The organism is Vreelandella venusta (genome assembly GCF_015689495.1).
Classification (GTDB): domain Bacteria; phylum Pseudomonadota; class Gammaproteobacteria; order Pseudomonadales; family Halomonadaceae; genus Vreelandella; species Vreelandella venusta.
In genome coordinates this window covers 1722386-1748865 of record NZ_CP065135.1, presented here as the reverse complement: position 1 = coordinate 1748865, position 26480 = coordinate 1722386, and the positions used below count along the sequence as shown (strand labels likewise).

Sequence of the window (26480 nt, the reverse complement as noted above, 5' to 3'; positions counted from 1 at the left end):
TTTACCTGCGGCGCACTAGGGGCTCGACGATTAGTTGCGGCGTGCCATCCGACGTCTTTTGTGGTGACCGACCTTCTTGATCAATGACGCCCCTAATACGACGGCGCATGTTGGAGAAGCTCGCAAATTGGACGGTATCGATCGGCTGGTCCAGCTGTATCGAAAGCCTATAGCTTTTTCCTACCTTCGATATCGCAACAATCCGGCCGCTAAAATTTTGCCCCAGGTACTGGCCACGAACCTCATCATGGATATTGAAGGGCGTTGGTTCGGCACCTGACAGCCGAGCATAAAGCGTGTTCCAGTCCCGCACCCCGTTTTGCTGGGCGATGAGCTCCAGCGATTGAGCGTGGCTAATCTGTGTTCCTTTGGCGACAAGCGCTTGACGCAGTGATTTTGCCTGCGCCTTGGCTTCCGCAAGTGTTTGAAGGGTCATGTTGGCTCTCCCTGTATTGCCAGCCCAAATCCGGAGCCGGTGGTATGCCGTTTCAGGCTGGCAATCACGATGACAATTGCAAGACTAGCCATGAGGCCATCGGCAATTGGGAACGCGAACCAAATCGCATCGGCGTCTTTGATGAGCGCGAGCGCAACAATCAGTGACGGACTCAGTAAGAAAGGTTTGGTTAACGTCAGAATCGCTGCTCTCCCCGGCTGTCCCACCGCTTGAAAATAGAGCGCTAGTACTAGAAGCGGGCCAACGACGAAGTAAAAATACATCATCGGACGCAGGATCGCCCCCACCTGGGCCACTACGACGGGGTCCCTGACAAAGCCCGCCCCAATATAGTGGCTGCTGCCGAGCAGAATGATCTCAACTGCAACGCAATAAAACAGTGCTGTGCCGAGTGCGAGTCGCAGTACAGCATCCGACCGAAGGAAGAGCCCCGCGCCGACATTGTTCCCGACTATACTCTGGGTTGCGAGCGCGATAGCCATCAAGGGCAAGAAGCTGAAACTGAAGATCCGAGTGACGATCCCGTAGGCCGCGATAGTGTCGGCATAACCAGCCTCTGCTGTCAGCCGCAGGGTTGCGATCAGAGTCGCCGAGACAAGCGCGATACCGATGAAGCTGAGACTGAGAGGTGCCCCAAGGGCTAGTATAGGGCGCCAGTCTCCAGACCAGCGGTATCTACCGAGCGATGAAAGCGGCAGTAATCCGTCTCCACGCACACGCAGGCCAATTAATAGCCCTAAGCCCAGGCCCTGGGCTAGCACCGTGCCCCAGGCTGACCCGGCGACGCCGAGGTCAAAAATAACGATCAGCACATAGTTCAATGCAATATTAGCAAGCGTCACCCCAACCGACATTAGCGCAATGAACCCCGCCCGGCCCTCATTGCGCAATGCATCCGCATGCAGCCCAAGCATGAACTGTAACGGCGTCGCATAAATCATGATCGATAGATAGGTGTGGGCCATCCCAGTGATGCCGTTCTGCCCATCCGTCAAGTAGCCAACGGCGGCACGCCCTCCTACCAGGAAGATCACGATCAGAGTGAGCGAGATACAGAGTGCCAACCCATGTGCTCGAGTAAAGACTGCCGTAGCCTGATCTCTTGCGTCCGCGCCCAGGTGACGGGCCAGAAGACTCGACATACCACCGCTGACAAGAGTCGACAGGGCAACGGTGATCATAAAGGCCGGAAAGACGATGCTGACGGCAGCTAAGGCATTGGTGCCGACGAAGTGCCCTAAGAAAGTGGCGTCGACAACATTCAGCAGCCCGTTCATTGTCATGACGAGCATCATTGGAAATGCATTGGCGAAGAAGGTTCGGCCTATGGGGGCAATCAAAAAACGATTGTTAGGTGAGTGTCGGGACGACATTATTCACTCCTCAAATGAGGCATTTCGTTCTTGATGGGGGCCTGCATTGCCCACCTACGAAATGCTTCGAGAGTGAGTATGTTCGTACCGTCGGGCTTCACCGTGACTTGCGTCTGCAGGCGGCAGGTGCCCGATACCTTTAGCCGCAGACTTTAGGACCTTACCAACGCATATGTCAAGCAGGAAGGCACTAGCCTAGTCGTAACGAGATACCTGACTTTGAAGTGTTTATAGCCCTACCTCCTCAAGGGTTAAGGGGCAAATAATAACGCCCGAAGTATCCGCCTGCCTTTGCTTGTTATGTGTTTTTCAACTTCTGATACGCGTAGAAGTAGATTGAATCACCCACAAAGTTGATCATGTTTGATGGGGCCAAAAGACGGTATGACGCCATTTACAGCTGGCGCCTTCCTTAAGCCTTTGCTATTAGATACGATCCGGCTCCAACCATTAAACCACCGGCCGTCACCTTAACTGCTCGCTCTGCTCTATGGTTAGTGCCAAATGACGCAACGGCCCCCGCGAAATATGCATAGCCTAATTTGACACCACCAACAGAGACTATAGTTATCATCGCAATTGCTGCGATATCCCATGTCCGGATAGTGGCCAAATCAACAAAAGTAGGGAATAAGCTCGCGTAGAAAAATATAGCTTTTACATCACCTAGAGTGAGAAGCAGACCAGAGAAAAAGCTTGCTGATAATTTCGCTGCTGACCGGCCGGAATGCTCCACCTGCAATGGCGCTTTCGATCTCATAAGACATATACCAAACCAGATCAAATACGCGCCTGCCAAATATCTCAGTATCAAGAAAAAACTACCCACGACTTCTGCCAGAGCAGTCATTCCTAAAACAGCTAGCAATACAAAGATAAGATCACCGACTACAATCCCCGCTGCAACGGCACAGCCGTTCGAGAATCCGGCAGAAGAAGCGCGAGCAACGACCAAGGCGACACTAGTGCTGGGAACTAGCGCTAAAGCTGACATCACTGTAAACAGAGCTAATATTTCGACTAAACTCATAGTAATTCCTGGGCTTAACGCTTGGCTCTGCGGCGTGCAAAAACGCAGCATAGGTACATCCGCAACAGCCGCTGGTTATGTAATAGTCGCTCAATCTGGCAGCCCCTCAAACTTTGGCACCTCCCCCAACTCCCAATCCCAAGCAGCTTTGCTAGATAAAAAGATGTGTGCAGTTGGCAACATAGTGATTTCAGTGTCCAAACACCCAGCAGGAACAACGAGCAAACCCGCGATCTGAGTATTCGGTAATGCTGAACCACACAACTTACAAAAACTCTTGTTATGACGAGAGCCTGGAAGCGCAAAGCAAGTTACAGCATCTGTACCTGACTGCCAGATCAATTTAGCTGAACTTGAGAATAGATTTGCCGCATGAGCCGAGCCTGTATCTTTTTGACAGTGCTGACAATGACACAGGTAAAAGCTGTCAAACTCGCCTTCTACCTTAAATCTCACGGTGCCACACAGACAAGAACCAACATGATCAGTCATCAGAATCGCCTTCCCAAAGAAATCGCTGAGTCTTCTCTTGACTACTAAGCAGGTCATTTGTAAGCAAAGCTACAAGACTCTCCAAATCTTCATATTTAGCTGAACGATACTTTAAGTCTATTGAAAGTTCCTTTTTACCGCTGACTGCTAATGCCCCAAGCTGCGGCGCGAAGCCTCCGGCAGCCTTGACTTATCATCTGTGGCTATTGATTATTTCACCCATCGAAAAGCACGCTTTAATTCGGCAACGCCATTCGTTTCATACCAACGGCCATGGGCAATGATTACCTTATCAGGACTCCATTCGAGAATTTTATCAATCGCCTTTTTTAATTGCTTATGGCGTCCTAAATATGCCATTCGCAAATCAATTGGAAGCTTGCCGTCAGGATCCAAATTACCAGCAAGCCACATGAACATCCTTATAATCAGTGATTTTTCCATTTGAGCCTCAAAATTCTCGATTAAATCAGCAAGGATAAGCGTATTAGAGCCTTTATGGTAAAAGACGACCTCTTCTAAAATCCTACTCCCTTTAACGATCAACTGCTCTATATCCCCTCGCCATTCGTTTTCTGGTTCATCTGAAAGATCCTTATCAAATTCCCAACCAGCTTTTCGCGCGGCGTCACGAGAACCAGGAGATGCCCATGATATTGCGTTTGGATATAGTGCTTTCCATTCACCAATCCACCAGTAGTGAATTCTGTTGGGAGACACAAGATGTTTAACTTCTCCTAGCTTTTCAACTTCTTCTTTCAAGTACTGAGTAAGCTCGACTGGAGAATGTATAAATAATGCCCCAGAAGATAACCGAACAATCGTCATCCTAGTAGGAAAGCTTACCCCTTTAAACTTTATGAGTGGCCCATCCACAATCCAAATATCTTTTGCAACAGGTTTGAGAACCTGTATAGGCTTATATGTTTCCACTGCTTTACTCCTGCATCTTTAACTGTTCCAACCAAGATAAGTAACGCCTTGCTACTTACTTTCCTTGACCGATTTTACTTTGAAGGTAACGGTGCGAACGCCTGCATAGGCTGCGTCGGCGGCATTCTCCGCATCAATTGTTGTCAACGCCATCGATAATGTCAGGTCGGTCGCTGTTCTGCTCAGTAGCGAGGCCTTGGTCAGAGATACCTTTTTCTGCTTCCCCAAAAACTAGTCCGCAATGCGACGAAAGGTCTGCTTCCGCCATGAATTAGCGATAGCTTTTAAAGCAGATTATTAACTACAATAAGCATAACGTAAAATCGAAAAATTTATATTTCCCAAAAAATAATTAGTCACTAGTAGACCTGAGGTTTTGGATTTTGAAAAATGTCACCGGGATTTTGTGTTTTCTTTTTTGTACACCTGTGTTTGCGCAGAATAGTTTTCATTTGCCAGACGAAGCTAAAGTAGAGGGCGGCAGCTTTTACGTCGGCACAGTTTTTGGCGACCAAGATTATGCTGGCAATGCCAATCTTTCTACCCCTTCATTCTTAATCATGAAAACGGAAGTGCCGTATCGGCTCTATCAGGAAGTGCAGTCCTGGGCCTTCCAACATGGTTATTCATTGGGCGACGCCTGTGATGGCGCCACAATTGACGGCTGTCGGTCAGACAACCAGAGTAGCGGTCAGCACCCTGCCGTTAATGTCACCTGGTGGGATACCATTTTGTTTGCCAATGCCCTAAGCGAATACCAAGGGCTGACTCCCTACTACCTAGACACCGAAGGGGCGCCGCTTAAAGCCATACCGGAAATCGATGATAGCTCCGGCATACGAAGGGAGCCTAAAGCATCGGGATACCGTTTACCTGATATGGTTGCATGGCAAGTCGCGGCTAGAGGTGGCTATGAAGGTATTGCAGACGGCTCCTATGGCTACCCTCATTCAGGCAGTCCACAACCGGAAGCAGTCGCCAACTTCCCCTCTGAAGATGGCACCATATTGGGTACATTGCCCGTAGGCTCTAAGCTTCCCAATGCTTTGGATCTTTACGATATGAGCGGTAACGCGGCGGAATGGATTGATGAAAGAAACCATTACGCTAAGGGAATCCCCATGTATTATTTTTGTGGCGGCAGTTATCAACAAGCCGTCACTAACGTGCTATCAGGTTGTGATGTACATTCTCCGGGGTTTGGAATGCCCGATATCGGTTTCCGGTTAATAAGAGCGGTCGATGAGTAAGCACCTATTCTTCCTGCTGGTTTACTTTTTTAGCACTAATGCCATGGCGTTTTCTCAGCTTGAGTTAACTGATGGCGTAAACCGTATTGATCTCAACAGAAACGGTATGGAGGGTTATGTCATTGCCTCGATATATGACAGAAACATGTCATATAGTAATAATTCGCTGACCTTCTTCATTCGCTTGCCTAACGGCGAGCTCAGCATTATACCAGCAGCCAATCGAGATACATTCACTTGGCTAGATCATCGTATTTTCTCCGGCGCCATCACGATTCGGGACAACCGCCTTTTCGAGTCCGATAATGGCGTTTTTCTAGTGGTCGCCAAAAAGCATACTGAGAATAGGGATTTGTTTGGTCCTGGGCCTTTTACGTTTGAGGTTTACGGTATCCAACAATCCAGCCAACACCCCGGCGCCCCACTTTATGAGTGGTCACTATTGAAGACTTTTGAGTCGACTGGGCAACATGCGTCTTCCGAGCAGGCTTTCTTGGAAATCGACGCAGAGGCACTGAAGCTGGGCAATAACTGAGCGCCCTAATCATTTGAGTAACGGTTAGCATTACTTGGTTGATGCTTACGTGTCACGTAAGCATCAATGATGCCCGTCAAACAGTGTCTTCTTCTACTTCTAGTATGCTGGATTTTTCCGCCTCACCTGAACCAGCCCAAGGTACACACGAAACCGAGAAAATCACGTAATAGCTTTCGAGCAGCATGTTAGGCGATTCTTCGTGCTTTAATTGCGTACAACAATGGAACCTGTTGTCCCTTATATAACATTTGATACCCTAAGCCTGGCACCAACTCTAAACCATCAAAGCAATTATAAGGGCTATAGGGATGCTCAGAGAAAGACTCTATAGCTAACCCTGCACCAATTAAAGCGCTTATAACCTCACTCATTGAATGGGACCAAGTTACCACCGTTGATTTAGTACCATCGCAGTTTTCGGTATAAGTACCTTCCTCTTCAACATCAGGGGCATCGCTGGAGAAGTATGAGTAACCTGATAACAAGTCGTTAAAAGCATGAAACTCAATCAGATGAAATTCACCACCAATTTTTAATGATTTAGCGACTGTTTGTGCCCAACCTTCTAAATTAGATAGCCAGCACAAAACTCCGTATGAAGTAAATACAACATCGAATTCCTGTGTATTTTGACGACCAAATTGAACAACATCACTTTCGATAAAATTTGCTTTTAAGCCTAAAGACTGCTTCAGTAAGTTTGCCTGTTCGATTGCATCAGCAGACAAATCTACACCCGTGACCTCTGCACCTAAACGAGCCCAAGACAGAGTATCTTGACCAAAATGACACTGTAGATGTAATAAGGATTTCCCCTCTACATTTCCAAGCTGTTTCAGCTCTACTGGGTTTAACGAGCATTTACCATTTCTGAATGACTCAACATCGTAGAATGACGATTCAACATGCACTTTGGTTCTTTTGTCCCACGCCTCTTTATTTATGCTCAAATAATCCATTTTATACCCATATAGTATATTTTTTCGCCTAACGAGACGGTAGAAAAACCGATTTCGAACCGTCTACATCGCCTATCATCCTAATTTATTTACTCAGCAAGTTATCTGCCCGAATCATTCTAACATTGGCATTCAGCCATTAACTGCTCGCTCTACCTCAGAGAAGCTGCTGCAAACTACTATTTTATCAGCCTGAGCTTTCGAAAACGCATAAAATCGTACCAGATTGTCTCGGTCGTACTTTTGGTTCCAAGACATCAGCTCAATAAGATTTGCCAACGTTTCATTTTTCTTGCGGCTGCGTGAAAGCTTGTAGCCCAAATAGCGCCGCAGTATCCTCCATTGCCTCAGCAATACTGGTGTATTGAGAACAATTATCTTATCGGCTCCTTCAAAGGACTTCTCTAGCCACTTATAGTAAACCCCTTCAATTATCCAGGTGTCGTTCGACAGGATAGACTCTAAGTTTTTTTGCCGTGCCTCGTCGCCAGACCTGATGTAATCCGTATGGTTTCGATCCCAAAATATGTCATCTAAATCGTGTTGAGGCAGACCATATTTCTCTGAAAGCTTCCTAGCAATATATGATTTCCCGCTTCCCGGGCCACCAATTATATGCAGTTTTTGATATTTCATAGCATGACGCCGCGTTAAGTAGTGAGAAACGCTGCCATTCTACCAAAATCGCTGTGGTGTAAACATTAAAGTCAAAATATCGAACGTTGCGAATCTGTCTTAAATGCTTTTTATATTCGTTTCACCGCGACAACAGAATAGGTGTGCCAATGCTTCATTCTACCCAATGCAGTTTTAGCTTTTTCGTCCCGTTCATAGAATCTGACTATTTCAAACTCATTGAACAACCTCTTTATCTCAGATTCGGATAAATAGGTAATTGGACTACGATAATTTTTAGCCCAATTGTCTTTGACACCCATAAAGTCGCCTGCAAATACCCCACCGACTTCAATTGATGACTTAATATTTCTCCAAGTCGTTTCAAATCGATCTGGGTCTGCGAAGAACAAGCTTGAATTAGCGAAAACTACGCCAGATGTAGGATAGTCGAAGGACTCAAACGAAGACTCTGAAATTTTGACTAATGAGTTTGACCCAAACCTATCTCTACAAATAGCAACTGAGTCAGAATTAATGTCAAAGCCATGCACTTTAAAACCCTGCTGCTCTAAATACTGAATATCACTTCCTGTGCCACAGCCACAATCAGTGGCTACTTTGAGATTTGACTCATTGAACTGAACAGCAAACTCGGTGCGTTTTAAATGAGGGCGAGATAGTGCCTTTCCGTAGTAATGACGCCAGATTTCAGCATTTTTATCCATATTTCTCTGACTTTCCATACAAAAACATATAAAACGCCTTGCTGTGTTGCGCAGCGGTGAGAGAAGAAAAAGTACAAAGGAGCGTAGGCCACTGAGTCGCATATGGCCATTTGTTATTTATTTCATTTTTTTCCTGGCTTTTTCTTTTTATCTATCAAAACATCCTGTTGCCATTTACTCGGTTTTTTGTCCGTGCGATGTATACACCCTACCCAGCAGCAAGGTCTTTTTTTCCCTTCTAGAAGCTCTTTAGTAGCCCGAGCTATCCGTTTTACTCTAGTTTTCTCTTGTTTGGCGTCTTCAACCCAACAAATAAATTCATTACGACCAATTGCCGATAAGGCTTCCCAAGTATTAATGAGGCCTTTTTCAGTTAATGCTACGGCCAAATCAACGGGCAATTCATGCACTAGGCCTCCGGAAAGTTTTGGCTTCATATTCAATCACCTAATTTCTGGTTTTGCGGGCCAACGCTCGAAATACATCACGCTGCTTTCGATTTCCATTTCGGCCATACCAACAGTATCGCCAACAAGCATTATCAGAACCCATGCTTCCTCGATACTCCTGGCAACTGGGCAGGTATATGCTGTCAGCATGGGGAGAGTTTTAGTCCATTCATCTCGATAAAAGCTTGCGGTTTCACCTTCATACATCCTTTCTCCTTCGGCTACGGGAGAAGCTAACGCCATTTTAAGGCGCGACGAAATGCTTTCCAAAATGTAAGCGAAGCGATCCTGATAAGCATTGAGAAATCGTTCACAAACACTTTATTATGTACCGACGTACGCAAACACATGGTTACGGTGCAACTCCCCCTCCAGATTGAAATTGAGTTCACCAATGATGTTAAAACCTAATTTATCATAAAACCCAATTGCGCCATGATTATTAACCCAAGTGGATAACCAAAAAGGGAAACCATGAGCATTTTCTATTTCCCTTAGGAGTTGGCGACCAACACCTTTGCCATGAAAATGTTGTGATACATATAGCGTTACAATTTCGTAGCCTAAACCATCTTCAAGCTCTGAATTCAAATCAGCAACAATAAAACCAATAAGGTGCGAATCCTCTTCGAAAACCCTAACATCAATACATTCTCTTTCAAGTAACTTAGCAAAATATTCCTCATTGAAAGTAGACAAGGCATATTTTGATATTTGAGAACGCACACCTTTCACCGCATATGTGTGCAACCAAACTTGAAGTGACAACGCTGCTAAATCTAAACAGTCACGTTTCAATGCTTTCCTAATCATTGACGAACTCCTTTAGGCATATGGCAGTTCACTATGACGCATGCGCGTTATCATCAAGTACTCGTTTCATTAGCTGCGCACTATTACCATAACTTTTACACACTTCTTGTTCTAATGGTGTAAAACCTTGTTTTTGCCAAAATTGCATTGAATTCTGAACAGACACTAGCCGAATTTCTCTGTAGCCTGAGACGATAGCAATATTCACTAAATGCGCCATCATTGTTGAACCAATACCTTTGCCAAACGAATTACTCGATACAGCTAAATCGTGGAGGAACAAAATTGATCCTTCTGTCCCCTTCGGTAACTTGTTGAACAATTTTGGTGGCTTCTTACTGTTCCAAGAATGCGCTAACGCATATCCTACTAGTTGTTTATTATCTCTATAAATAAAACAACTGTTTGGCGACCTCAGCCACTTATCCTGCAACACTTCTAGGCTCTCTGGTTCAACCAAATGGTAGACTTCTGCTTGCAGTTTCAATATCTCAGACCAAGTTGTTTCCGCGATAGATTCTATTGACATACTCTGACCTAACATACGTTGGGTGTAACAGCTCGCTCTAGCTCATTAGCCCTGGGATACGCACTTGATGATTCTGCTCAGACACAGTTTCGAGCTACGGTAGACCTTTCGACTAGTGACAAAAAAGCACGCTACCGCCCCGGTACATCAGGGCTGAATTAAACGCTCCGCTGGCGACCGTCTGGGCTTTTCTTGTTTGATATTACGTTAAGCAAACTATCTATTTTTTACATTACTCAGTTTTCTTCGGCATGGCAAAGTCCTTTCGCGGGTGCCTCATTCACTCGTTCCTCGCGATATTCGTTACCGCGCGCTACAAGTTGCTTTGATTGGTTATAACGGCGCGGCTAGTGTTGGCGGCATTATCATCGCGCGCTGAAGCGCCCTCCCACAATAATTCGAGGCCTATGGGCAGCAGCACGCACCGCACTACATGAATGCACTTATTGTTACGTTTATGCGAAGTTTCCTGCGCCTTCTGCTAGCCAATTGTTGAAAAGCCGATTAGCCTGCTAACTCAACCAGCAAGGGATTGAGATGCAAGAGACAACGTTGCGGCAGCGGGTGGCGGGGGTTTTGATTCTGCTTGGGCTGGTCGCTCAAATTATTGGCTTTATCGGCGTGATACCGACGGCACAGGCGGTGAGCTATGTGTTGTGGGTGGCGGTGGCGCTGCTGTGGCGAGATATCCCGCGCCGTTCGCGCATACAGGCGGGGGTATTAATTACCCTTGGAGCGCTGATGCTAATAGTGGCACGGGTGATGTATGGTGCCAACGTAAGTTGGCCTGCCATGCTTCAGGGCAATGTGTTTGTGGCCACGATGCTGGTGGGCGTTAGCTTTATTTCGTTGATTGGTACCCAGGGTAATAAGCGCCCGCCGGGTAAACGAGTGACCGGAGCAGATGGCGTGCTGCGCACGTGGCTAGGGGTACACTTTCTCGGCACCATTCTAAACCTTTCGACGATCTTTATGGTGGGCGACCGCTTAGCCAGGCGCTCTCCGCTAACCATGCCCCAGTTATTGGCCTTGAATCGTGGACTTTCCAGTGCCGCACTATGGTCGCCCTTTTTTGCCTCTATGGCGGTGGTGATTGCATTGGCGCCCGACGTTCAGTACGGCCAGATTGCGCTGATTGGGTTTCCGTTAGCGCTACTATCCGGGCTATTAACCACCTTAGAGTTGAGCCGTCGGTTCGATTTAACCGAGGTCGACGGCTTTTCGCTTTCGCCACGCAGCCTGTTAATGCCGGCGAGCATGGCAGTACTGGTAATGCTGTTTCATTTTTGGCTGACGCCATCGCTCACCATTGTCAGTATTATTACCTTTTTACTGCCAGTGGTAGCGGTGCTGAGCAACCTACGTGAAGGCACGCGTTTTACCCTGCGGCGCATTCGCCAACACACCACCACACGGCTACCCGCTATGCGCGGGGAAATCTCGCTGTTTTTAGCGGCGGGCTTATTAACGCTGGGGCTTTCTACTCTGGTAGCGGCCGCAGCCGGTGACGACTGGACGCTATTTGCTACGTTTGGCATGTGGCAAGCCATGGTGAGCTTTGCGGCGATTACGCTGAGCGCGCTGGCGGGATTACACCCGATCATTGGCGTTTCCGTGCTGGCATCTATTTTGAATTTAGCAAACGGTGAACAAACGCTGTTTGCCTTTGTTGCACTGAGCGCTTGGGCGGTAGGTACCAGCGTTGGGCCGTTATCTGGCATTAACCTTTCTCTGCAGGGGCGCTACGGGGTTAGCGGCTACCGCATGATGAAAAATAATTTACTGTATGCCGCGATGTTGAGCCTGCTCTCGCTGGGTGCGATCGCAGGCCTGAGCATCTGGGTCAATTAAGTGATGAGTGCGCTAACCTCTTAAGTTTCGACGATTTTACTGGGAAAGCGGTAGAAATAGCGGTGGCCACACTGGTGACAAGGTTCCAGGCGTGAGACGCTTTCTAGCATCACCTGAGCATCGCAGTGTACGCACGCCATCAGGCCTGGCGCAGCAACTTCACCTTCACAGTAGTCGGCACGAGCAGCTTCCAAGTCATCTTCGAAGCGTTCGCGCTCCACCACGCTGCGGTCGGCAATTGAAAGCAGTGATTCCGCTACCCGCCGTGAAAGGCTATCGATATCAATACCCAACCAGCTGGCCACCTGCTTACCGGTATCCGCCATGTAGTAACGCATATCTTTCAGGTCACGCTCTACCCAGGCACGCAGCAACGCGAGCTCGTCTTTGGTGTACTCTTCCAGCTCCGCTTCAAAAGCAACGGCGTCGTCCAAATCCTTTTGTAGATTATCCCAGGTAAGATCGTTGGCCCCGTCCTGCAAGCGTTCTAGCAGGCGCTCGTAGCCTTCTCGCAAACGGTGATCGTTATGTTGTTCCATGGTACCTCTCCTTTTGTCGACCCAAGGTGCGGCCTATCATCGCCTAACCGTTCAAGGATACACCTGCATAGGATACAATCGACGTTACTTATCTGACAGCCGTCATCCATTATTCACTTTGCGCCCTTTTTGGGCGAATTACCCCAAGGCATTGAAAACACCGATGGACGCACATTACAGCCCCCGTGAGATTGAACGTGACGCTCAGCAGTACTGGGATAAACACCAGTGCTTCAAAGCAGTAGAAGACGCTAACCGCGAAAAGTTCTACTGCCTATCCATGTTCCCCTACCCCAGCGGCAAGCTGCATATGGGTCACGTGCGTAACTACACTATCGGCGACGTTGTGTCCCGTTTCCAGCGCATGCAGGGTAAAAATGTCATGCAGCCCATGGGTTGGGATGCATTCGGTATGCCTGCGGAAAATGCCGCGATTCAAAATCAGGTGCCGCCCGCGAAGTGGACCTATCAAAACATTGATTACATGCGTAATCAGTTGAAAGCGCTTGGCTTTGCCTACGACTGGAGCCGCGAATTCGCTACCTGCGACACCAGCTATTACCGCTGGGAGCAGTGGTTCTTTACCAAGCTGGTCGAAAAAGGCTTGGTCTATAAGAAAATGTCCACGGTGAACTGGGATCCGGTTGACCAAACGGTACTGGCTAACGAGCAGGTAATTGATGGCTGCGGCTGGCGTTCTGGTGCACCGGTAGAGCGTAAAGAGATCCCGCTGTGGTTCTTGAAAATTACCGACTACGCCGATGAGCTGTTGGCAGATCTTGATAATGTCGAGTGGCCTGAACAGGTCAAAACCATGCAGCGCAACTGGATTGGTAAATCCCGCGGCGTTGAGATGACCTTTGATATTCAGGCGGCAGACGGCAGCGCCTGCGAGCCGCTGGCGGTGTATACCACCCGCCCGGATACGCTGCTGGGTGTCACCTACGTGGCCGTCGCCGCTGGTCACCCGCTGGCTAAGCAGGCTGCCGCGCAAAACAGCGAACTCGCGGCGTTTTGTGACGAGTGCGCCAAGGGTGGCACGTCAGAAGCCGAAATGGCCACAAAAGAAAAGCTGGGCATGCTCACTGGGCACAAAGCGATTCACCCGCTCACCGGCGATGAAGTCCCGGTGTTTGTGGCCAACTTCGTCTTAATGGAATTTGGCACCGGTGCGGTGATGGCGGTACCTGCCCACGACCAGCGCGACTGGGAATTTGCCACCAAGTACGGCGTAGAACTTAAGCCTGTGGTGGCCGATGCCAACGGCAACCAGCCGGATATTTCCGAAGGTGCTTATGTTGAGCACGGTACGCTGATTAACTCTGGCGAATTTGATGGCCTCGAGTTCCAAGCGGCGTTTGATGCGATTGCCGCAAAGCTTACTGAGCTTGGCCGTGGTGAAGTAAAAACCAATTACCGTCTGCGTGACTGGGGTATTGCTCGCCAGCGTTATTGGGGTGCGCCAATTCCTGTGAAATACGGCCCGGAAGGCCAAACCGTGCCGCTCTCCGATGATGAATTGCCGGTAGCACTGCCCATGGAAGTCACCGTGGATGCTTCTGGCTCACCGCTGAAGAAGATGCCCGAGTTTTCTGAGCTGGGCGATGGCTGGGTGCGCGAAACCGATACCTTCGATACCTTTATGGAATCGTCCTGGTACTTTGCCCGCTTCTGCTGCGCGGATAACCACGAAGCCATGTTGGACGAGCGCGCCAATTACTGGCTGCCCGTTGACCTGTATATCGGCGGTATCGAACACGCGATTCTGCATTTACTCTACGCCCGCTTCTTCCATAAACTGCTGCGCGATTTCGGCATGCTGGATTCCGATGAGCCGTTCCAGCAACTGCTCACCCAGGGCATGGTCATTGCGGAAACCTTCTACCGCGTTAAAGATAACGGTGGTAAGGAGTGGTTCAACCCCGCCGACGTAGAAGTCAAACGCGATGAGAAAGGTCGGCCGTTAAGCGCTGTTCTGATCAGCGATGGCCTTCCAGTAGAGATGGGCGGCATCGAGAAGATGTCGAAATCGAAAAATAACGGTGTTGATCCTCAGTCGATGATCGACAAGTTTGGTGCCGATACCGTCCGCCTGTTTATGATGTTTGCCGCACCGCCCGAGCAGTCGCTGGAGTGGTCGGATTCTGGCGTTGAGGGTGCGCATCGCTTCTTGAAACGGATTTGGCGCCAGGTGACCGAGCACTTGGCTGCGGGTACGCCGGGCAAATTGGCCGTTGATGCGTTAAACGATGACCAAAAAGCACTGCGTCGTAAAACCCACGAGACAATCAAGAAAGCCAGTGATGACATTGGCCGCCGCACCACCTTTAATACCGCCATTGCCGCAGTTATGGAACTCTCTAACGCAGTGGCCAAGTTCGACGACACGTCGGAGCTCGGCTTAGCGGTCAGCCGCGAAGCGCTTGAGGCGTGCGTGCTGCTGTTGGCACCCATTACACCGCACTTGTGCCACGCACTGTGGCAACAATTAGGCTATGACCAGCCTGCCATTGAAGCCCAGTGGCCACAGGTAGATGAAGCCGCCCTCACCCGCGACAGTATCGAACTCGTCGTGCAAGTGAACGGAAAGCTGCGCGCGCGCCTAGAAGCCCCGGCCAGCGCAGATAAAGCCGCCATCGAGCAACTGGCGATGGAGAACGAAAACGTCCAGCGCCATCTAGAAGGTAAAACGGTTCGTAAAGTCATCGTTGTACCCGGCAAGCTGGTTAACATTGTGGTGAGTGGATGAAACCATCCCAACACGTTACGCGCCGTCGTTTCCTCGCTACCAGCATCGCCGCCTCAGCGGCGGTGTTGCTCAGTGGCTGCGGGTTTCGCTTGCGCGGCTCAGATTCGATGCCACGCCTGCCTGCCCTATCACTTGAGGGCGACGACAAAAGCGCCTTGGCCCAACAGCTACGCATCCGGCTGCTGCAGCGAAGCAGTGAGGTTTCTGATGGCGCTCCCTGGCGGGTCACGCTGGGCTCACCGACGCTTCGCCAACGCCGTATTGGCAGCGAAGGACGTGCCAGCCAAGAGCATGAGCTAACGTTAAGCACGTCTCTCTCCGTACAGCAGCGAGAAGACAATGCTTATGTGCTTAATAATGCAACGATAACGACCGATACGCGCATTCGGGTCAGCGATGATGATCTACTCAATCGCGAAACCCTCTTTCAAGAAGCGGAACAAACGCTAACACGGCAACTGGCTGAGCGCATTGTCGAAAGACTGGCGAACCTTGAGGCCATTCAGTGAAGGTATTTTCGGATCAGCTTCCCGCGGCCTTAGCAAAAAAACTGCCCAAGGTCGTGATTGTTGCCGGTGATGAGCCACTGCAACATCGTGACGCCTGTGATGCCGTGCGCTCAGCCGCGCGGCAAGCGGGTGTTGAAGAGCGGGAAGTGCTTGATGTAGAGCCTAACTTTGCCTGGAGCCGACTGCTAGAAACCGCCAGCAATCTATCATTATTCGCCTCTAATAAGCTTCTGGAACTTAGGCTAGGAACGCATAAACTCGGCCAAGATGGCAGTAAAGCACTGGCACAATATGCTGAATTGATGGACGGCAGCGACGACTTGCTGCTGATTAGCATGGGCAAACTAGACGCCAAGCAACAAAAAAGCGCTTGGTTTAAAGCACTCGACAAGCACGGGTTATTTGTACCTGTATGGCCCGTCGATGCTTCGCGGTTAGGCTACTGGCTACGGGATCGCGCATCGCTACATGGTTTGCAAATTGACCTAGAAGCGGCTCGCTTATTGGGTGAGCGCACCGAAGGTAACCTGTTGGCCGCTGATCAGGAGCTGCAAAAACTGGCGCTGATTCATCCACCTAACACTCGCCTTAATGTTGAAAGCATTGCCCAAGGTGTAGAAGACAGCACTCGCTTTGATGTGTTCAACCTTGCGGATGCCTGTTTAAAAGGAGAACTAAGCCGTGCCTCGCGTATCGTTAATGGGCTACGCAGTGAAGGAGTTGAAGCCCCCATTGTGCTTTGGGCACTCAGTCGTGAGTTACGTACCCTGCTATCACTTCACCAGCATTTAGATCAAGGGCAAAGCTTTGAGCACGCATGTAAAACTCAAAAACCAATGATTTTTGATAAACGTCGCCCTGCTTATCAAAAAGCGATCAGTCGCCTATCAATGAAACGTTTACACAAGCTCCTGCTGATGGCCCAACGATTAGACCTGGCGGTGAAAGGGGCTTCTGCGGTGCCCTTATGGCCAGGACTTCATGACTTAGCTATGACAATGGCGGGTGGTAAGGGACTGTTAGCTGAGTCCGCTTGGACCTACCGCATTAGTGCAAATAATTAGCACTTTTCGTTTTCGCCTTAAATCTACCACGGTTTATTTTTATACTATTGCTTCAGGTTACATATTAGCTTGAAAAACCTCTGATTAACTATTGCACTTGCCCATACTGCATTAACCAGAGGCTCCCTTGCTCCCCGATACGTCTAAGGATGAAGACAATGAAAAAAGTGCGTGCTTATCTCTCAAGCTTACTGATCGCGGTGCTAGTCGTTACCAGCCTACCTGTTGCCGCTGCGCCCACGGCCCCGCAGAGTATGGACGCTGCCGCGACAGAATTAGTCTCTACGCAATCTGTATTAGCCGGCGACCGCGCAGGTGCTGACCGCGAACGTATCAATGAAATTCTCTCCCGTGCAGATGTGCAAGAAGAGCTACTCAAACAGGGTGTCGACTTAGATGACGTTGAAGCTCGCGTTGCCGCACTCAGCGATGCAGAAGCGCAGCAAATGGCCGAACAGCTCGAACAGCTACCCGCCGGCGCTGGCGTGGTTGGCGCCCTGTTTGCGGTATTTGTGATCCTGCTAGTGACTGACATTCTCGGCCTGACCGATGTTTATCCGTTCACTCGCTGATTTGACCACCATGATGAAACAGCTTTTAAACGCCCGCTTTGCGGGCGTTTTACTGCTTACCCTGCTGATCCCCACTCTGCTTAGCGGCTGCGCCAGAAGCCCAGTGCTGCTAGAAAGCACTAAAGCTAGCCTGGCACCGCAGACTGAGCTTACCGAGGTACCGTTTTACGCCCAAACGGCGTATCAGTGTGGCCCTGCAACGCTGGCAATGGTACTCAATCACCAAGGGGTCGACACAGAGCTTGAGCAGTTAATCCCACAGGTATTTCTGCCTGGGCGAGAGGGTAGCGTTCAGCCTGAAATGCTAGCCACTGTGCGCCGTTATAAACAGTTGGCGATTCCCATTCGTGGCACCATGGATGCATTGCTTAGCCACCTGGAAGCAGGTAACCCTGTAGTGGTGATGCAGAACCTCTCCTTACCAGCTTTCCCGATGTGGCACTACGCAGTAGCCATTGGCTTTGATTTGCCTAATCAAACGCTGATTCTACGTAGTGGCGAAATCGAGCGGCATACAATGTCGTTTAGCCGCTTTGATGCTACCTGGGCGCGCAGTGAGCGCTGGGGGTTTGTGGTTAGCGAACCTGGCAGCCTGCCCGAAGGCGTTACCGCTCACAACGCACTGGAAGCCATTAGCGCTTACGAGGAACAGCATGGGCCTATAGCAACACTTTCCAGCTGGCAAGCCTTTGCAAAACGCTTCCCTGCTCATCCGCTAGGTCAATTTGCACTCGGCAATGCGCTATACGCCGCTCAACAGCCTCAAGCCGCGCTTGAAGCCTTTGAATCAGCCACACAGCTTGACCCTGCCATGGGCTCAGCATGGTTCAATGTCGCCATACTCAGGCTTCAGCAGGAAAATAGCGCGGGCGCGCGGGAAGCACTCATTCAGGCTGCCGCTTTAGACGGTGACTGGCAGCTACGCGCTCAGCAACTGTTGGATGGTTTGTGAGGTGTAAGCATGGGGGCATAGCCCCCATGCTTAAAATATTTTAAAACACTCGGTTTAAGCCATTCTGCGCCGCCACCCGGTACGCTTCTGCCATCGTTGGATAATTGAAAGTGGTATTAACGAAGTACTTCACGGTATTCGCCTCACCTTCCTGCTGCATAATCGCCTGGCCGATGTGTAGAATTTCCGACGCCTGGTCACCAAAGCAATGGATACCCAGAATCTCCAGCGTGTCTTGGTGGAACAAAATCTTCAGCATGCCCACCGTATCACCGGTAATTTGCGCACGCGCAGTATCTTTAAAGAACGCCTTACCCACTTCGTAAGGCACTTTGGCTTCGGTCAGCTCACGCTCATTGGGTCCAAAAGAGCTGATTTCGGGAATGGTGTAGATCCCAGTGGGTACATCACTAACGAAGCGATACTCTTTTTCCAGTAGCTCGTTACACGAGTTTAATCCCTGGTCGTAGGCAGCACTGGCTAGACTCGGCCAACCAATCACATCGCCTGCAGCGTAAATATGCGCAATCGCGGTGCGGTAGTGCTCATCAACGCTAAGCTGACCTCGGCTGTTTGCCTCTAAGCCAATATTCTCAAGTCCAAGGCTATCGGTATTACCGGTACGGCCATTCGCCCAAAGAAACGCATCGGCGCGGATTTTCTTGCCCGACTTCAGGTTTACGGTTACCCCGGCGTCGTCACCTTCGACACTTTTATAGTCTTCGTTATGGCGAATCAGCACACCGTGTTTACGCAGATGGTAGGAAAGCGCATCACTGATCTCATCATCCAAAAATGACAGCAGGCTATCGCGGTTGTTGATCAAATCAACCTTAACCCCAAGACCCGAAAAGATAGAGGCGTACTCGCAACCGATTACACCAGCCCCAAAGATCACCAGTGTCCGCGGAGTATGGGAAAGGCTAAGAATCGTATCGGAGCAGTAGATACGTGGATGACGAAAGTTAATATCCGCCGGACGATAAGGCCGCGAGCCGGTAGAAATAACAATTTTCTTGGCTACCAGCTCTTCCACACCTTCCTGCCGGTCTCGCACCACCACGGTATGCTCATCTTTAAAACGCGCCACACCATGAAATAGATCAATGCGGTTGCGCGCATAAAACGTCGTACGCATTTCGACCTGTTTATCGATGGTGCCACGCGAGCGCTCCATCACTTTAGGAAAAGAAAACCAGCGGGGTTCACCGATATCGCGGAACATACGGTTGGTATTGAACGCCATGATCTGTTTGACCTGATGGCGCAGCGCTTTTGAAGGGATCGTGCCCCAGTGGGTGCAGTTACCCCCCACCTGGACCTGCTTTTCAATAATCGCCACTCGCTTGCCATGCTTGGCGGCGTTAATAGCAGCGCTTTCCCCAGCGGGACCAGTGCCTATCACCACAACATCGTAATTGTGAACGGCCATACGACTTGGATCTCCTTATTGCTAACTTAAAAGCGCTCTCAACAATGGCAGTTACATAAACGCTCGCGGTTAGCGAGCGTCTGAATGGCCAATGGCTAGATTAACGACGCGTTGCGTCATAGCCTAGGTCAGCTCCACGGCTTTCATCGCTACGCCGACGTACGCTTCCACGCTTGCGGTTTTCTTCTTCGCAAACCTCATCTTTGCCGCCGCAGATGTCGCAGCCTTCTTTTAGGCCTAACTGATTTAATCCACCGCAGGAACCCGCAATGGGCTTGCGGCCCATTAAGACACCAACGGCCATTGCCGTCATTACCAGCGCCATAAAACCAAATACCAGTAGCCAGATTGTCATGTTCACCTCCCAGCATTGCGTTAACTGCTCACCTGCCGACAACGGTCATGTCGTTAAGTGCCGTAGAATTTTACTGCCTATTGTACCTCAGCCACTTCAAAATGATCAGACAACGCATCGTTTTTCAGTCATCTACATACAAACGGGGCTGACCAAAAGGCCAGCCCCGCTTATGCCCGAAGGCAGCTTACGCAATCACATTGTTAACCGCCGAAGTCATCCAGCAGGATGTTTTCCGGCTCCACGCCCATATCGAGCAATAGCTTGATAACAGACGCGTTCATCATGGGTGGCCCACACATGTAGTACTCACAATCTTCCGGAGCTGGGTGGTCCTTCAGATAGTTTTCGTACAGTACGTTGTGGATGAAGCCTGTCGGCCCTTCCCAATTATCTTCTGGCTGCGGATCAGAAAGCGCCAAGTGCCACTCAAAGTTCGGGAACTCTTCGGCTAGCTGATCATACTCTTCGTTGTAGAAAGTCTCACGCCAGGAGCGCGCACCGTACCAGAAAGTAATTTTACGATCTGACTTCAAGCGTTTGAGCTGATCGAAAATGTGGCTACGCATTGGCGCCATACCCGCACCACCACCGACAAAGATCATTTCAGCATCGGTGTCTTTGGCAAAGAACTCACCAAACGGCCCCATTACGGTCACTTTGTCGCCCGGCTTCAAATTGAAGACGTAGGTCGACATAAGGCCCGGCGGGTGGCTTGTACCCGGAGGCGGCGTCGCGATACGAATATTGAACTTGAGGAGGCCTTTCTCATCCGGGTAGTTAGCCATGGAGTAAGCGCGGATAACTTCCTCGTTATTCTTATGGGAAATTTTGAACATATCAAATTTTTCCCAATCGCCACGATACTCTTCTTCGATGTCAAAATCGGAGAACTTAATATCGTAAGGCGGCGCCACCAGCTGTACATAACCACCGGCGCGGAAGGCAACTTCCTCACCTTCGGGCAGCTTCAGGTTCAACTCTTTAATGAAGGTCGCGACGTTGGGGTTCGCGGTAACTTCACACTCCCACTTCTTAACGCCGAAGACTTCTTCAGGCACTTCTACTTTCATGTCCTGCTTCACAGGAACCTGACAAGAGAGGCGCCAGCCTTCTTTCTTCTCACGCATAGTGAAGTGAGACTCTTCCGTCGGCAAAATAGAGCCGCCGCCCTCTTCTACTCGGCACTTACACTGAGCACAAGAACCACCACCACCACAGGCAGAGGAGAGAAAGATTCCGTTTGCAGCTAGGGTGTTAAGAAGCTTACCACCAGCCTGAGTCTGCAGGGTATGCTCGGGGTCGCCGTTGACTTCAATCGTCACGTCCCCGCTACTCACTAGCTTGCTGCGCGCTGCCAGAATGATCGCCGTTAAGCTAATAACGATGATCGTGAACATGACAACACCGAGCAAGATGACAGATGTATCAACCATGTCGGTTTCCTATTGCTGAAGGTTTTCTGTACCTCGGCAGCCTAAGCTGCCGAGAAAACCGGCTCCGATTAAAGCTGAATGCCTGAGAAGGACATAAAGCCCAACGACATTAAGCCAACGGTAATAAACGTGATGCCAAGCCCCTGAAGACCGCCAGGCACGTCGCTATACTTCAGCTTTTCACGGATACCAGCCAACGCTGTAATCGCAAGCGCCCAGCCAACACCAGAACCGAAACCGTAGATTACGGACTCACCGAAGTTGTAGTTACGCTCAACCATGAACAGTACGCCACCTAAGATGGCGCAGTTAACGGTAATCAGCGGCAGGAATACGCCCAGCGCGTTGTATAGCGCAGGAACATATTTATCGAGGAACATTTCCAGAATTTGAACCAGCGCGGCAATAACGCCGATGTAGCTCAGAAGACCCAGGAATGAAAGATCGATGTTTTCAGCACCGCTTATGCCAGTCCAAGACAAAGCGCCTTCAGCCAGCAGCAGGTTGAACACGAGATTGTTGACTGGAACCGAGATTGTCAGTACGACAATAACGGCAATCCCGAGGCCAAATGCAGCGGAAACCTTCTTAGATACCGCCAGGAATGTACACATCCCTAAGAAGAAGGCCAGTGCCAAGTTTTCAACAAAAACCGAAGCAACGAAAAGGCTTAGATAGTGTTCCATGTTACACGGCCTCCTTCGGCTTGGTGTTGTGCTTCATTTTGAACTCGTTCTCTTCTACCTGCTCAGGATTAACTGAACGTAAAACCCAGATCAGCAAACCGATAATGAAGAAGGCAGAGGGCGGCAGGAGCAATAGACCATTGGGCACATACCAACCACCATTTTGCACTGTAGGCAGGACGGTAAAGCCAAAGATACTGCCAGCACCCAGTAACTCACGGAAGAAGCCAACAACCATTAGGATAAAACCGTAGCCCAAGCCGTTACCGATCCCGTCAAGGAACGACATGCTCGGCGTATTGGACATCGCAAAACCTTCCGCGCGGCCCATTACGATACAGTTGGTGATAATCAGGCCCACAAAGACTGACAGCTGCTTAGACATTTCGTAAGCGTAAGCTTTGAGGATCTGGTCAACCACAATAACCAGCGACGCAATAATGGTCATTTGAACAATGATACGGATCGAAGACGGAATATGGTTCCGGATCAACGATACGAACAAGTTCGAAAAGGCCGTTACAAAAGTAACCGCTAGCGCCATTACCAGCGATACGCTCATGCTAGTCGTAACCGCTAGAGCAGAACAGATCCCCAGGATTTGTAGCGCAATGGGGTTGTTCTTAAAAATCGGCGCCGTTAAAACACTTTTTGCATTTACATCCGCCATGATCAGGCCCCCTCAACATCGTCGAAGTCGGTATCGGTGTCTTCGGCATCTTCTGGTTCAGTACCACTGCGGAAGTTAGCCAAATACGGACCGAAAGCCTCTTCGCTGAACCAGAACTGCAGCATGTTGGTCACGCCGTTACTGGTTAGCGTTGCACCAGAAAGCGCGTCAACCTCGTGCTCGTTGCTTGCGCCGCCTTTGGTCAGGTGGATTTCCGGAGAGAGGTCGCCCTCTTCATCGTAAATCTTCTTACCTTCCCATTGAGCTTGCCAACGCGGATTATTTACCTCAGCACCAAGACCCGGCGTTTCGCTATGGTCGTAGTAAGTGATACTAACGATGGTATTACCGTCGCCTTCAACCGCGAGGAAACCCATCATGCGGCCCCAGAGTCCTTGCCCACGAATGGGCAGAACAATTTGCTCGGGGTTTTCAGCATCGCCGACAAGATAAACAGTCGCGAAGTTCTCAACACGAGACAAGCCTGCAATGTCACGATCACCGGAAAGCGTACGCCCCGTTGCAGGATCACGAGATGCTTCGAAACCGTCGAAGGTCGCTGGGTCGAATTGATCGGTGTACTCACCGGTATCAAGCTCAACGACACGTGCCGTGATTTGCGTGCTGAACGCTTCCTCAACATCCATGCCAGGCTCATAGAGACCTGCCACATTTAGAATGTTGGTTTTACGATCCAATTCCTGGTTGAGCTGCTGCATAGGGCGCAACGCTACGGCAGCCGTCGAAACGATTACCGAGCACACGATACACAGCGAAAACGCTACGGTTAGGATCTTTTTGATGGAGTTGTTACCTTGAGCCATTAGGCATTCTCCTCGGCCGCTACGCCAGTCCGCTTGAGACGGCGTTTAATATTGGCCTGGACGAACATGTGGTCAATCAGCGGCGCAAATAAGTTAGCGAACAGAATGGCCAGCATGATGCCCTCAGGGAAGGCAGGGTTTACCACGCGGATCAGCACGGTCATCACACCGATCAACGCGCCAAACACCAAGCGCCCCTGGTTAGTCATGGAAGCAGACACCGGGTCCGTTGCCATAAACACCATGCCGAAAGCGAAGCCACCAATCACCAAATGCCAATACCAGGGCATTGCAAACATGGGGTTGCTGTCAGAACCAATCAGATTAAACAGCGTACTGGTGGCGATCATACCCAGGAGAACCCCCAGCATGATTCGCCATGACGCGATACGCGTCCACAGCAGTACTGCCGCACCGATAAAGATCGCCAGCGTCGAGACCTCACCCACTGAACCTGGGATAAAGCCAAGGAAGGCGTCCCACCAGCTCATAGTATCAGTCAGCGCAGTCATGCCGTCTTGGAACGCCATGGAGAGCGCAGTTGCACCCGTGTAGCCATCCGCGGCTACCCATACGGCATCCCCTGAGATTTGCGCTGGGTAGGCAAAGTAAAGGAACGCACGTCCAGTCAGCGCGGGGTTCAAGAAGTTTTTACCCGTGCCGCCGAAGATCTCTTTACCGATTACCACACCAAAGGTGATACCCAGTGCAACCTGCCAAAGCGGAATAGTCGCCGGCAGAATCAGCGCAAACAGCACCGAAGTGACGAAGAAACCTTCGTTAACCTCATGGCCACGTTTGATAGCGAACAGTACTTCCCAAAAACCACCCACCGCAAAGGTGACAAGATAGATTGGCAGGAAGTAGGTCGCACCGAGGACAAAGTTAGCCCATAAGCTGCTGGGGTCATGTCCACCCGCCAGGGTCATCATGATCGCTTCACGCCAACCGTTCATTGATGCATAGCCTGCATCAATAGCGGTATTGGCCTGCCAGCCGGCGTTCCACATGCCGAAGAACATCGCCGGGAAAGTACACAGCCAAACGGTGATCATGATGCGCTTTAGATCGATACCGTCACGCACGTGGGCAGTGGTTTTTGCAACGCTGGGGGGCGAATAGAAAATAGTATCTACCGCTTCGTAGAGCGGGTAGAACTTTTCGTACTTACCACCTTTATGGAAGTGCGGCTCGAGATTATCGAGTGTTTGTCGAATACCCATCATCAGGCCTCTTTCTCGATCATGGTGAGATTGTCACGCAGGATAGGGCCGTACTCGTATTTGCCTGGGCAAACATAGGTACACAGTGCCAAATCCTCTTCGTCTAACTCAAGACACCCAAGTTGCATGGCAACTTCAATGTCACCCACGATCAGCGTGCGCAGCAGCTGTGTTGGCATAATATCCAGAGGCATAATGGCTTCATATGCACCGATCGGCACCATGGCACGTTCAGAGCCATTGGTTGACGTGGTTGGTGCATAGTTGCTCAGGCCTTTAATCTTAGAGATGTAAATGCCCATGATTGAGTGCCGATTAGCGCCCGTAGACATCCATCCAAAGAAGGTGCGCTTGTTACCTTCCTCAAGCAAGCTTACTTGGTTATGGAAACGTCCCAAGTAAGTCAGGCTTCCTTCGGCAGAAACACCAGAGAACACAGAGCCTGAAATAACACGGGTGTCATCGGGCTTGATGACCTCACCTGCTAAGAGCTCCTCCGTACTGGCACCAATGCGGGTGCGCAATAAACGAGGATTTTCAGCACGCGGGCCGCCGACAGCAATGATACGGTTCGTATCAAGTTTGCCTTCAACGAACAGCTTGCCGAACGCAATCACATCCTGATAGCCGATGTGCCACACTTTCTTGTGCAAGGCTACCGGTGAAAGATAGTGAATATGCGTCCCTACCAAACCTGCCGGATGTGGGCCAGCAAAGCTCTCAGTCTTTACACCGCTGACATTACCACCAGGAATGGAAGCATTAGCCCCCGTGCACAGAAAAACGTTGCCCTCGGTCAGGCGGGTTAGCACCTTGAGGCCGTCTTCAAATGCTTGAGGGTTTTCGTTGATCACTACCGCAGGGTCAGCGCTAAGTGGATGAGTATCCACAGCAGTAACAAAAATATCGGTAGGTGTGCTGTCGATAGCTGGCGTGCGAGAGAAAGGACGGGTGCGCAAAGCAGTCCAAAGCCCTGACTCAACCAGTTGATCAACAACAGACTGACGTTCAAGCTGCCCTAAAGCGTCACGATCATGAGAAGCAAATGTCATCGCTTCTTCATTTTCATCGACTTTAATAACGACAGACAGCAGACGTCTCTTTTCGCCACGGTTAATAGCCACGACTTCACCGCTGGCGGGCGCGGTAAAGCGCACACCATCAATTTTCTTATCGGTGAAGAGTAATTGGCCTAGTTTGACCTTATCCCCTTCCTGAACTTCCATCGTCGGCTTCATGCCAACGTAGTCGGTGCCCAGGATTGCCACGTGGCGCACAGGCCGCGCATCTTCAATACGCTGCTCGGGCGCTCCCGTGATGGGGAGATCCAGGCCTTTTTTGACTTCGATCATAGTCTCGCCCAGTTGATGGATCGGATATACGAAGGTAAGGGGTTCGAATGCTTATTTCTGTTCAGTAAATTCTTATTGTCTGTTCAGATTGTTACCAGTC

Annotated in this window: 29 protein-coding genes; 8 read left to right on the top strand and 21 right to left on the bottom strand. The window is 50.0% G+C overall.

Features of this window, described 5'->3' with window-relative positions; translation table 11 throughout:
• Position 1: 1 nt before the first annotated feature.
• The 5 genes from IR195_RS08245 to IR195_RS08225 all read right to left on the bottom strand — a co-directional run bounded on the left by IR195_RS08245 (position 2) and on the right by IR195_RS08225 (position 4285).
• The gene (locus IR195_RS08245) at positions 2-436 is read right to left on the bottom strand and encodes a glyoxalase superfamily protein (protein ID WP_125747382.1); all 435 of its coding nucleotides are present in this window, start codon (positions 434-436) and stop codon (positions 2-4) included.
• Entirely contained in the window at positions 433-1830 is a 1398-nt protein-coding gene (locus tag IR195_RS08240) for an MATE family efflux transporter (RefSeq protein WP_206049271.1), read from the bottom strand. Before IR195_RS08240 ends, IR195_RS08245 begins: the two co-directional genes overlap by 4 nt.
• 412 nt (positions 1831-2242) lie before the next feature.
• A complete protein-coding gene (locus IR195_RS08235; RefSeq protein WP_241006818.1) occupies positions 2243-2860 on the bottom strand; it encodes a LysE family translocator in 618 nt (205 codons plus the stop codon).
• A 90-nt stretch (positions 2861-2950) separates the two neighbouring features.
• Positions 2951-3352 (bottom strand): GFA family protein, encoded by a 402-nt coding sequence (locus IR195_RS08230; RefSeq protein ID WP_206049269.1) that lies wholly within the window; start codon positions 3350-3352, stop codon positions 2951-2953.
• A gap of 210 nt (positions 3353-3562) precedes the next feature.
• Positions 3563-4285, bottom strand: a complete 723-nt coding sequence (locus IR195_RS08225) for a DUF4336 domain-containing protein (RefSeq protein WP_125747377.1) — start codon at positions 4283-4285, stop codon at positions 3563-3565.
• Positions 4286-4668: 383 nt separating this feature from the next.
• On the opposite strand from IR195_RS08225, the gene IR195_RS08220 reads away from it, so the two are divergent.
• On the top strand, positions 4669-5535 hold the full coding sequence (locus tag IR195_RS08220; RefSeq protein WP_206049267.1) for an SUMF1/EgtB/PvdO family nonheme iron enzyme: 867 nt from the start codon (positions 4669-4671) through the stop codon (positions 5533-5535).
• Complete coding sequence (locus IR195_RS08215; protein ID WP_206049265.1) at positions 5528-6070, top strand: carbapenem self-resistance protein CarG family protein; 543 nt, start codon at positions 5528-5530, stop codon at positions 6068-6070. Before IR195_RS08220 ends, IR195_RS08215 begins: the two co-directional genes overlap by 8 nt.
• Before the next feature lie 188 nt (positions 6071-6258).
• On the opposite strand, the gene IR195_RS08210 is transcribed toward IR195_RS08215, so the two are convergent.
• The 7 genes from IR195_RS08210 to IR195_RS08180 all read right to left on the bottom strand — a co-directional run bounded on the left by IR195_RS08210 (position 6259) and on the right by IR195_RS08180 (position 10166).
• Complete coding sequence (locus tag IR195_RS08210; protein ID WP_146943778.1) at positions 6259-7032, bottom strand: class I SAM-dependent methyltransferase; 774 nt, start codon at positions 7030-7032, stop codon at positions 6259-6261.
• 132 nt (positions 7033-7164) lie between these two features.
• On the bottom strand, positions 7165-7668 hold the full coding sequence (locus tag IR195_RS08205; RefSeq protein WP_146943780.1) for a P-loop NTPase family protein: 504 nt from the start codon (positions 7666-7668) through the stop codon (positions 7165-7167).
• A gap of 110 nt (positions 7669-7778) precedes the next feature.
• Positions 7779-8375, bottom strand: coding sequence for a class I SAM-dependent methyltransferase (locus IR195_RS08200; RefSeq protein ID WP_206049263.1), 597 nt, complete (start codon positions 8373-8375; stop codon positions 7779-7781).
• Positions 8376-8497: 122 nt separating this feature from the next.
• On the bottom strand, positions 8498-8812 hold the full coding sequence (locus tag IR195_RS08195; RefSeq protein ID WP_206049261.1) for a YdeI/OmpD-associated family protein: 315 nt from the start codon (positions 8810-8812) through the stop codon (positions 8498-8500).
• Between the two features lie 6 nt (positions 8813-8818).
• Positions 8819-9031 (bottom strand): hypothetical protein, encoded by a 213-nt coding sequence (locus IR195_RS08190; protein ID WP_206049259.1) that lies wholly within the window; start codon positions 9029-9031, stop codon positions 8819-8821.
• Between the two features lie 117 nt (positions 9032-9148).
• Positions 9149-9637 carry a GNAT family N-acetyltransferase gene (locus IR195_RS08185; protein ID WP_125747369.1) on the bottom strand — a complete coding sequence of 163 codons (489 nt, stop codon included), beginning with the start codon at positions 9635-9637 and terminating at the stop codon, positions 9149-9151.
• A 31-nt stretch (positions 9638-9668) separates the two neighbouring features.
• Positions 9669-10166, bottom strand: coding sequence for a GNAT family N-acetyltransferase (locus tag IR195_RS08180; RefSeq protein ID WP_206049257.1), 498 nt, complete (start codon positions 10164-10166; stop codon positions 9669-9671).
• Positions 10167-10703: 537 nt separating this feature from the next.
• Between IR195_RS08180 and IR195_RS08175 the strand changes: the two genes are divergently transcribed.
• Positions 10704-12017, top strand: coding sequence for a hypothetical protein (locus tag IR195_RS08175; RefSeq protein WP_206049255.1), 1314 nt, complete (start codon positions 10704-10706; stop codon positions 12015-12017).
• 20 nt (positions 12018-12037) lie between these two features.
• On the opposite strand, the gene IR195_RS08170 is transcribed toward IR195_RS08175, so the two are convergent.
• Entirely contained in the window at positions 12038-12556 is a 519-nt protein-coding gene (locus IR195_RS08170) for a zinc ribbon-containing protein (protein WP_125747363.1), read from the bottom strand.
• 163 nt (positions 12557-12719) lie between these two features.
• Here IR195_RS08170 and leuS point away from each other — a divergent pair, with 163 nt between their 5' ends.
• From leuS to IR195_RS08145, 5 genes are all read left to right on the top strand, one after another.
• A complete protein-coding gene (gene leuS, locus IR195_RS08165) occupies positions 12720-15305 on the top strand; it encodes a leucine--tRNA ligase (RefSeq protein WP_125747361.1) in 2586 nt (861 codons plus the stop codon).
• A complete protein-coding gene (locus tag IR195_RS08160; protein WP_125747359.1) occupies positions 15302-15814 on the top strand; it encodes an LPS-assembly lipoprotein LptE in 513 nt (170 codons plus the stop codon). Before leuS ends, IR195_RS08160 begins: the two co-directional genes overlap by 4 nt.
• Complete coding sequence (holA, locus tag IR195_RS08155; RefSeq protein WP_172420626.1) at positions 15811-16878, top strand: DNA polymerase III subunit delta; 1068 nt, start codon at positions 15811-15813, stop codon at positions 16876-16878. Before IR195_RS08160 ends, holA begins: the two co-directional genes overlap by 4 nt.
• A 158-nt stretch (positions 16879-17036) precedes the next feature.
• Positions 17037-17450 (top strand): PA2779 family protein, encoded by a 414-nt coding sequence (locus IR195_RS08150; protein ID WP_125747355.1) that lies wholly within the window; start codon positions 17037-17039, stop codon positions 17448-17450.
• A gap of 10 nt (positions 17451-17460) precedes the next feature.
• Positions 17461-18402, top strand: a complete 942-nt coding sequence (locus IR195_RS08145; protein ID WP_241006817.1) for a PA2778 family cysteine peptidase — start codon at positions 17461-17463, stop codon at positions 18400-18402.
• Positions 18403-18442: 40 nt separating this feature from the next.
• Here IR195_RS08145 and sthA read toward each other — a convergent pair whose 3' ends face one another.
• From sthA to IR195_RS08105, 8 genes are all read right to left on the bottom strand, one after another.
• Positions 18443-19834, bottom strand: a complete 1392-nt coding sequence (gene sthA / locus IR195_RS08140; RefSeq protein WP_125747351.1) for a Si-specific NAD(P)(+) transhydrogenase — start codon at positions 19832-19834, stop codon at positions 18443-18445.
• A 100-nt stretch (positions 19835-19934) separates the two neighbouring features.
• A complete protein-coding gene (gene nqrM, locus IR195_RS08135) occupies positions 19935-20189 on the bottom strand; it encodes a (Na+)-NQR maturation NqrM (protein ID WP_009723507.1) in 255 nt (84 codons plus the stop codon).
• 203 nt (positions 20190-20392) lie between these two features.
• Positions 20393-21625, bottom strand: coding sequence for an NADH:ubiquinone reductase (Na(+)-transporting) subunit F (nqrF, locus tag IR195_RS08130; protein WP_125747349.1), 1233 nt, complete (start codon positions 21623-21625; stop codon positions 20393-20395).
• A gap of 68 nt (positions 21626-21693) precedes the next feature.
• Positions 21694-22311 (bottom strand): NADH:ubiquinone reductase (Na(+)-transporting) subunit E, encoded by a 618-nt coding sequence (nqrE, locus tag IR195_RS08125; RefSeq protein ID WP_009723509.1) that lies wholly within the window; start codon positions 22309-22311, stop codon positions 21694-21696.
• A gap of 1 nt (position 22312) precedes the next feature.
• Positions 22313-22981: an NADH:ubiquinone reductase (Na(+)-transporting) subunit D gene (locus IR195_RS08120; protein ID WP_125747345.1), complete on the bottom strand. Its 669-nt coding sequence runs from the start codon at positions 22979-22981 to the stop codon at positions 22313-22315.
• 2 nt (positions 22982-22983) lie between these two features.
• A complete protein-coding gene (locus IR195_RS08115) occupies positions 22984-23805 on the bottom strand; it encodes a Na(+)-translocating NADH-quinone reductase subunit C (RefSeq protein WP_125747343.1) in 822 nt (273 codons plus the stop codon).
• On the bottom strand, positions 23805-25031 hold the full coding sequence (locus IR195_RS08110; protein ID WP_125747341.1) for an NADH:ubiquinone reductase (Na(+)-transporting) subunit B: 1227 nt from the start codon (positions 25029-25031) through the stop codon (positions 23805-23807). Before IR195_RS08110 ends, IR195_RS08115 begins: the two co-directional genes overlap by 1 nt.
• Positions 25031-26380 carry a Na(+)-translocating NADH-quinone reductase subunit A gene (locus IR195_RS08105; RefSeq protein WP_125747339.1) on the bottom strand — a complete coding sequence of 450 codons (1350 nt, stop codon included), beginning with the start codon at positions 26378-26380 and terminating at the stop codon, positions 25031-25033. Before IR195_RS08105 ends, IR195_RS08110 begins: the two co-directional genes overlap by 1 nt.
• Between the last annotated feature and the right edge of the window lie 100 nt (positions 26381-26480).

Coding starts and splice junctions, on each gene's coding strand:
- IR195_RS08245 (WP_125747382.1), bottom strand. CDS start 436: ATGACCCTTCAAACACTTGCGGAAGCCAAGGCGCAGGCAAAATCACTG.
- IR195_RS08240 (WP_206049271.1), bottom strand. CDS start 1,830: ATGTCGTCCCGACACTCACCTAACAATCGTTTTTTGATTGCCCCCATA.
- IR195_RS08235 (WP_241006818.1), bottom strand. CDS start 2,860: ATGAGTTTAGTCGAAATATTAGCTCTGTTTACAGTGATGTCAGCTTTA.
- IR195_RS08230 (WP_206049269.1), bottom strand. CDS start 3,352: ATGACTGATCATGTTGGTTCTTGTCTGTGTGGCACCGTGAGATTTAAG.
- IR195_RS08215 (WP_206049265.1), top strand. CDS start 5,528: ATGAGTAAGCACCTATTCTTCCTGCTGGTTTACTTTTTTAGCACTAAT.
- IR195_RS08210 (WP_146943778.1), bottom strand. CDS start 7,032: ATGGATTATTTGAGCATAAATAAAGAGGCGTGGGACAAAAGAACCAAA.
- IR195_RS08205 (WP_146943780.1), bottom strand. CDS start 7,668: ATGAAATATCAAAAACTGCATATAATTGGTGGCCCGGGAAGCGGGAAA.
- IR195_RS08200 (WP_206049263.1), bottom strand. CDS start 8,375: ATGGATAAAAATGCTGAAATCTGGCGTCATTACTACGGAAAGGCACTA.
- IR195_RS08195 (WP_206049261.1), bottom strand. CDS start 8,812: ATGAAGCCAAAACTTTCCGGAGGCCTAGTGCATGAATTGCCCGTTGAT.
- IR195_RS08190 (WP_206049259.1), bottom strand. CDS start 9,031: ATGTATGAAGGTGAAACCGCAAGCTTTTATCGAGATGAATGGACTAAA.
- IR195_RS08185 (WP_125747369.1), bottom strand. CDS start 9,637: ATGATTAGGAAAGCATTGAAACGTGACTGTTTAGATTTAGCAGCGTTG.
- IR195_RS08180 (WP_206049257.1), bottom strand. CDS start 10,166: ATGTCAATAGAATCTATCGCGGAAACAACTTGGTCTGAGATATTGAAA.
- IR195_RS08175 (WP_206049255.1), top strand. CDS start 10,704: ATGCAAGAGACAACGTTGCGGCAGCGGGTGGCGGGGGTTTTGATTCTG.
- IR195_RS08170 (WP_125747363.1), bottom strand. CDS start 12,556: ATGGAACAACATAACGATCACCGTTTGCGAGAAGGCTACGAGCGCCTG.
- leuS (WP_125747361.1), top strand. CDS start 12,720: ATGGACGCACATTACAGCCCCCGTGAGATTGAACGTGACGCTCAGCAG.
- IR195_RS08160 (WP_125747359.1), top strand. CDS start 15,302: ATGAAACCATCCCAACACGTTACGCGCCGTCGTTTCCTCGCTACCAGC.
- IR195_RS08150 (WP_125747355.1), top strand. CDS start 17,037: ATGAAAAAAGTGCGTGCTTATCTCTCAAGCTTACTGATCGCGGTGCTA.
- IR195_RS08145 (WP_241006817.1), top strand. CDS start 17,461: ATGATGAAACAGCTTTTAAACGCCCGCTTTGCGGGCGTTTTACTGCTT.
- sthA (WP_125747351.1), bottom strand. CDS start 19,834: ATGGCCGTTCACAATTACGATGTTGTGGTGATAGGCACTGGTCCCGCT.
- nqrM (WP_009723507.1), bottom strand. CDS start 20,189: ATGACAATCTGGCTACTGGTATTTGGTTTTATGGCGCTGGTAATGACG.
- nqrF (WP_125747349.1), bottom strand. CDS start 21,625: ATGGTTGATACATCTGTCATCTTGCTCGGTGTTGTCATGTTCACGATC.
- nqrE (WP_009723509.1), bottom strand. CDS start 22,311: ATGGAACACTATCTAAGCCTTTTCGTTGCTTCGGTTTTTGTTGAAAAC.
- IR195_RS08120 (WP_125747345.1), bottom strand. CDS start 22,981: ATGGCGGATGTAAATGCAAAAAGTGTTTTAACGGCGCCGATTTTTAAG.
- IR195_RS08115 (WP_125747343.1), bottom strand. CDS start 23,805: ATGGCTCAAGGTAACAACTCCATCAAAAAGATCCTAACCGTAGCGTTT.
- IR195_RS08110 (WP_125747341.1), bottom strand. CDS start 25,031: ATGATGGGTATTCGACAAACACTCGATAATCTCGAGCCGCACTTCCAT.
- IR195_RS08105 (WP_125747339.1), bottom strand. CDS start 26,380: ATGATCGAAGTCAAAAAAGGCCTGGATCTCCCCATCACGGGAGCGCCC.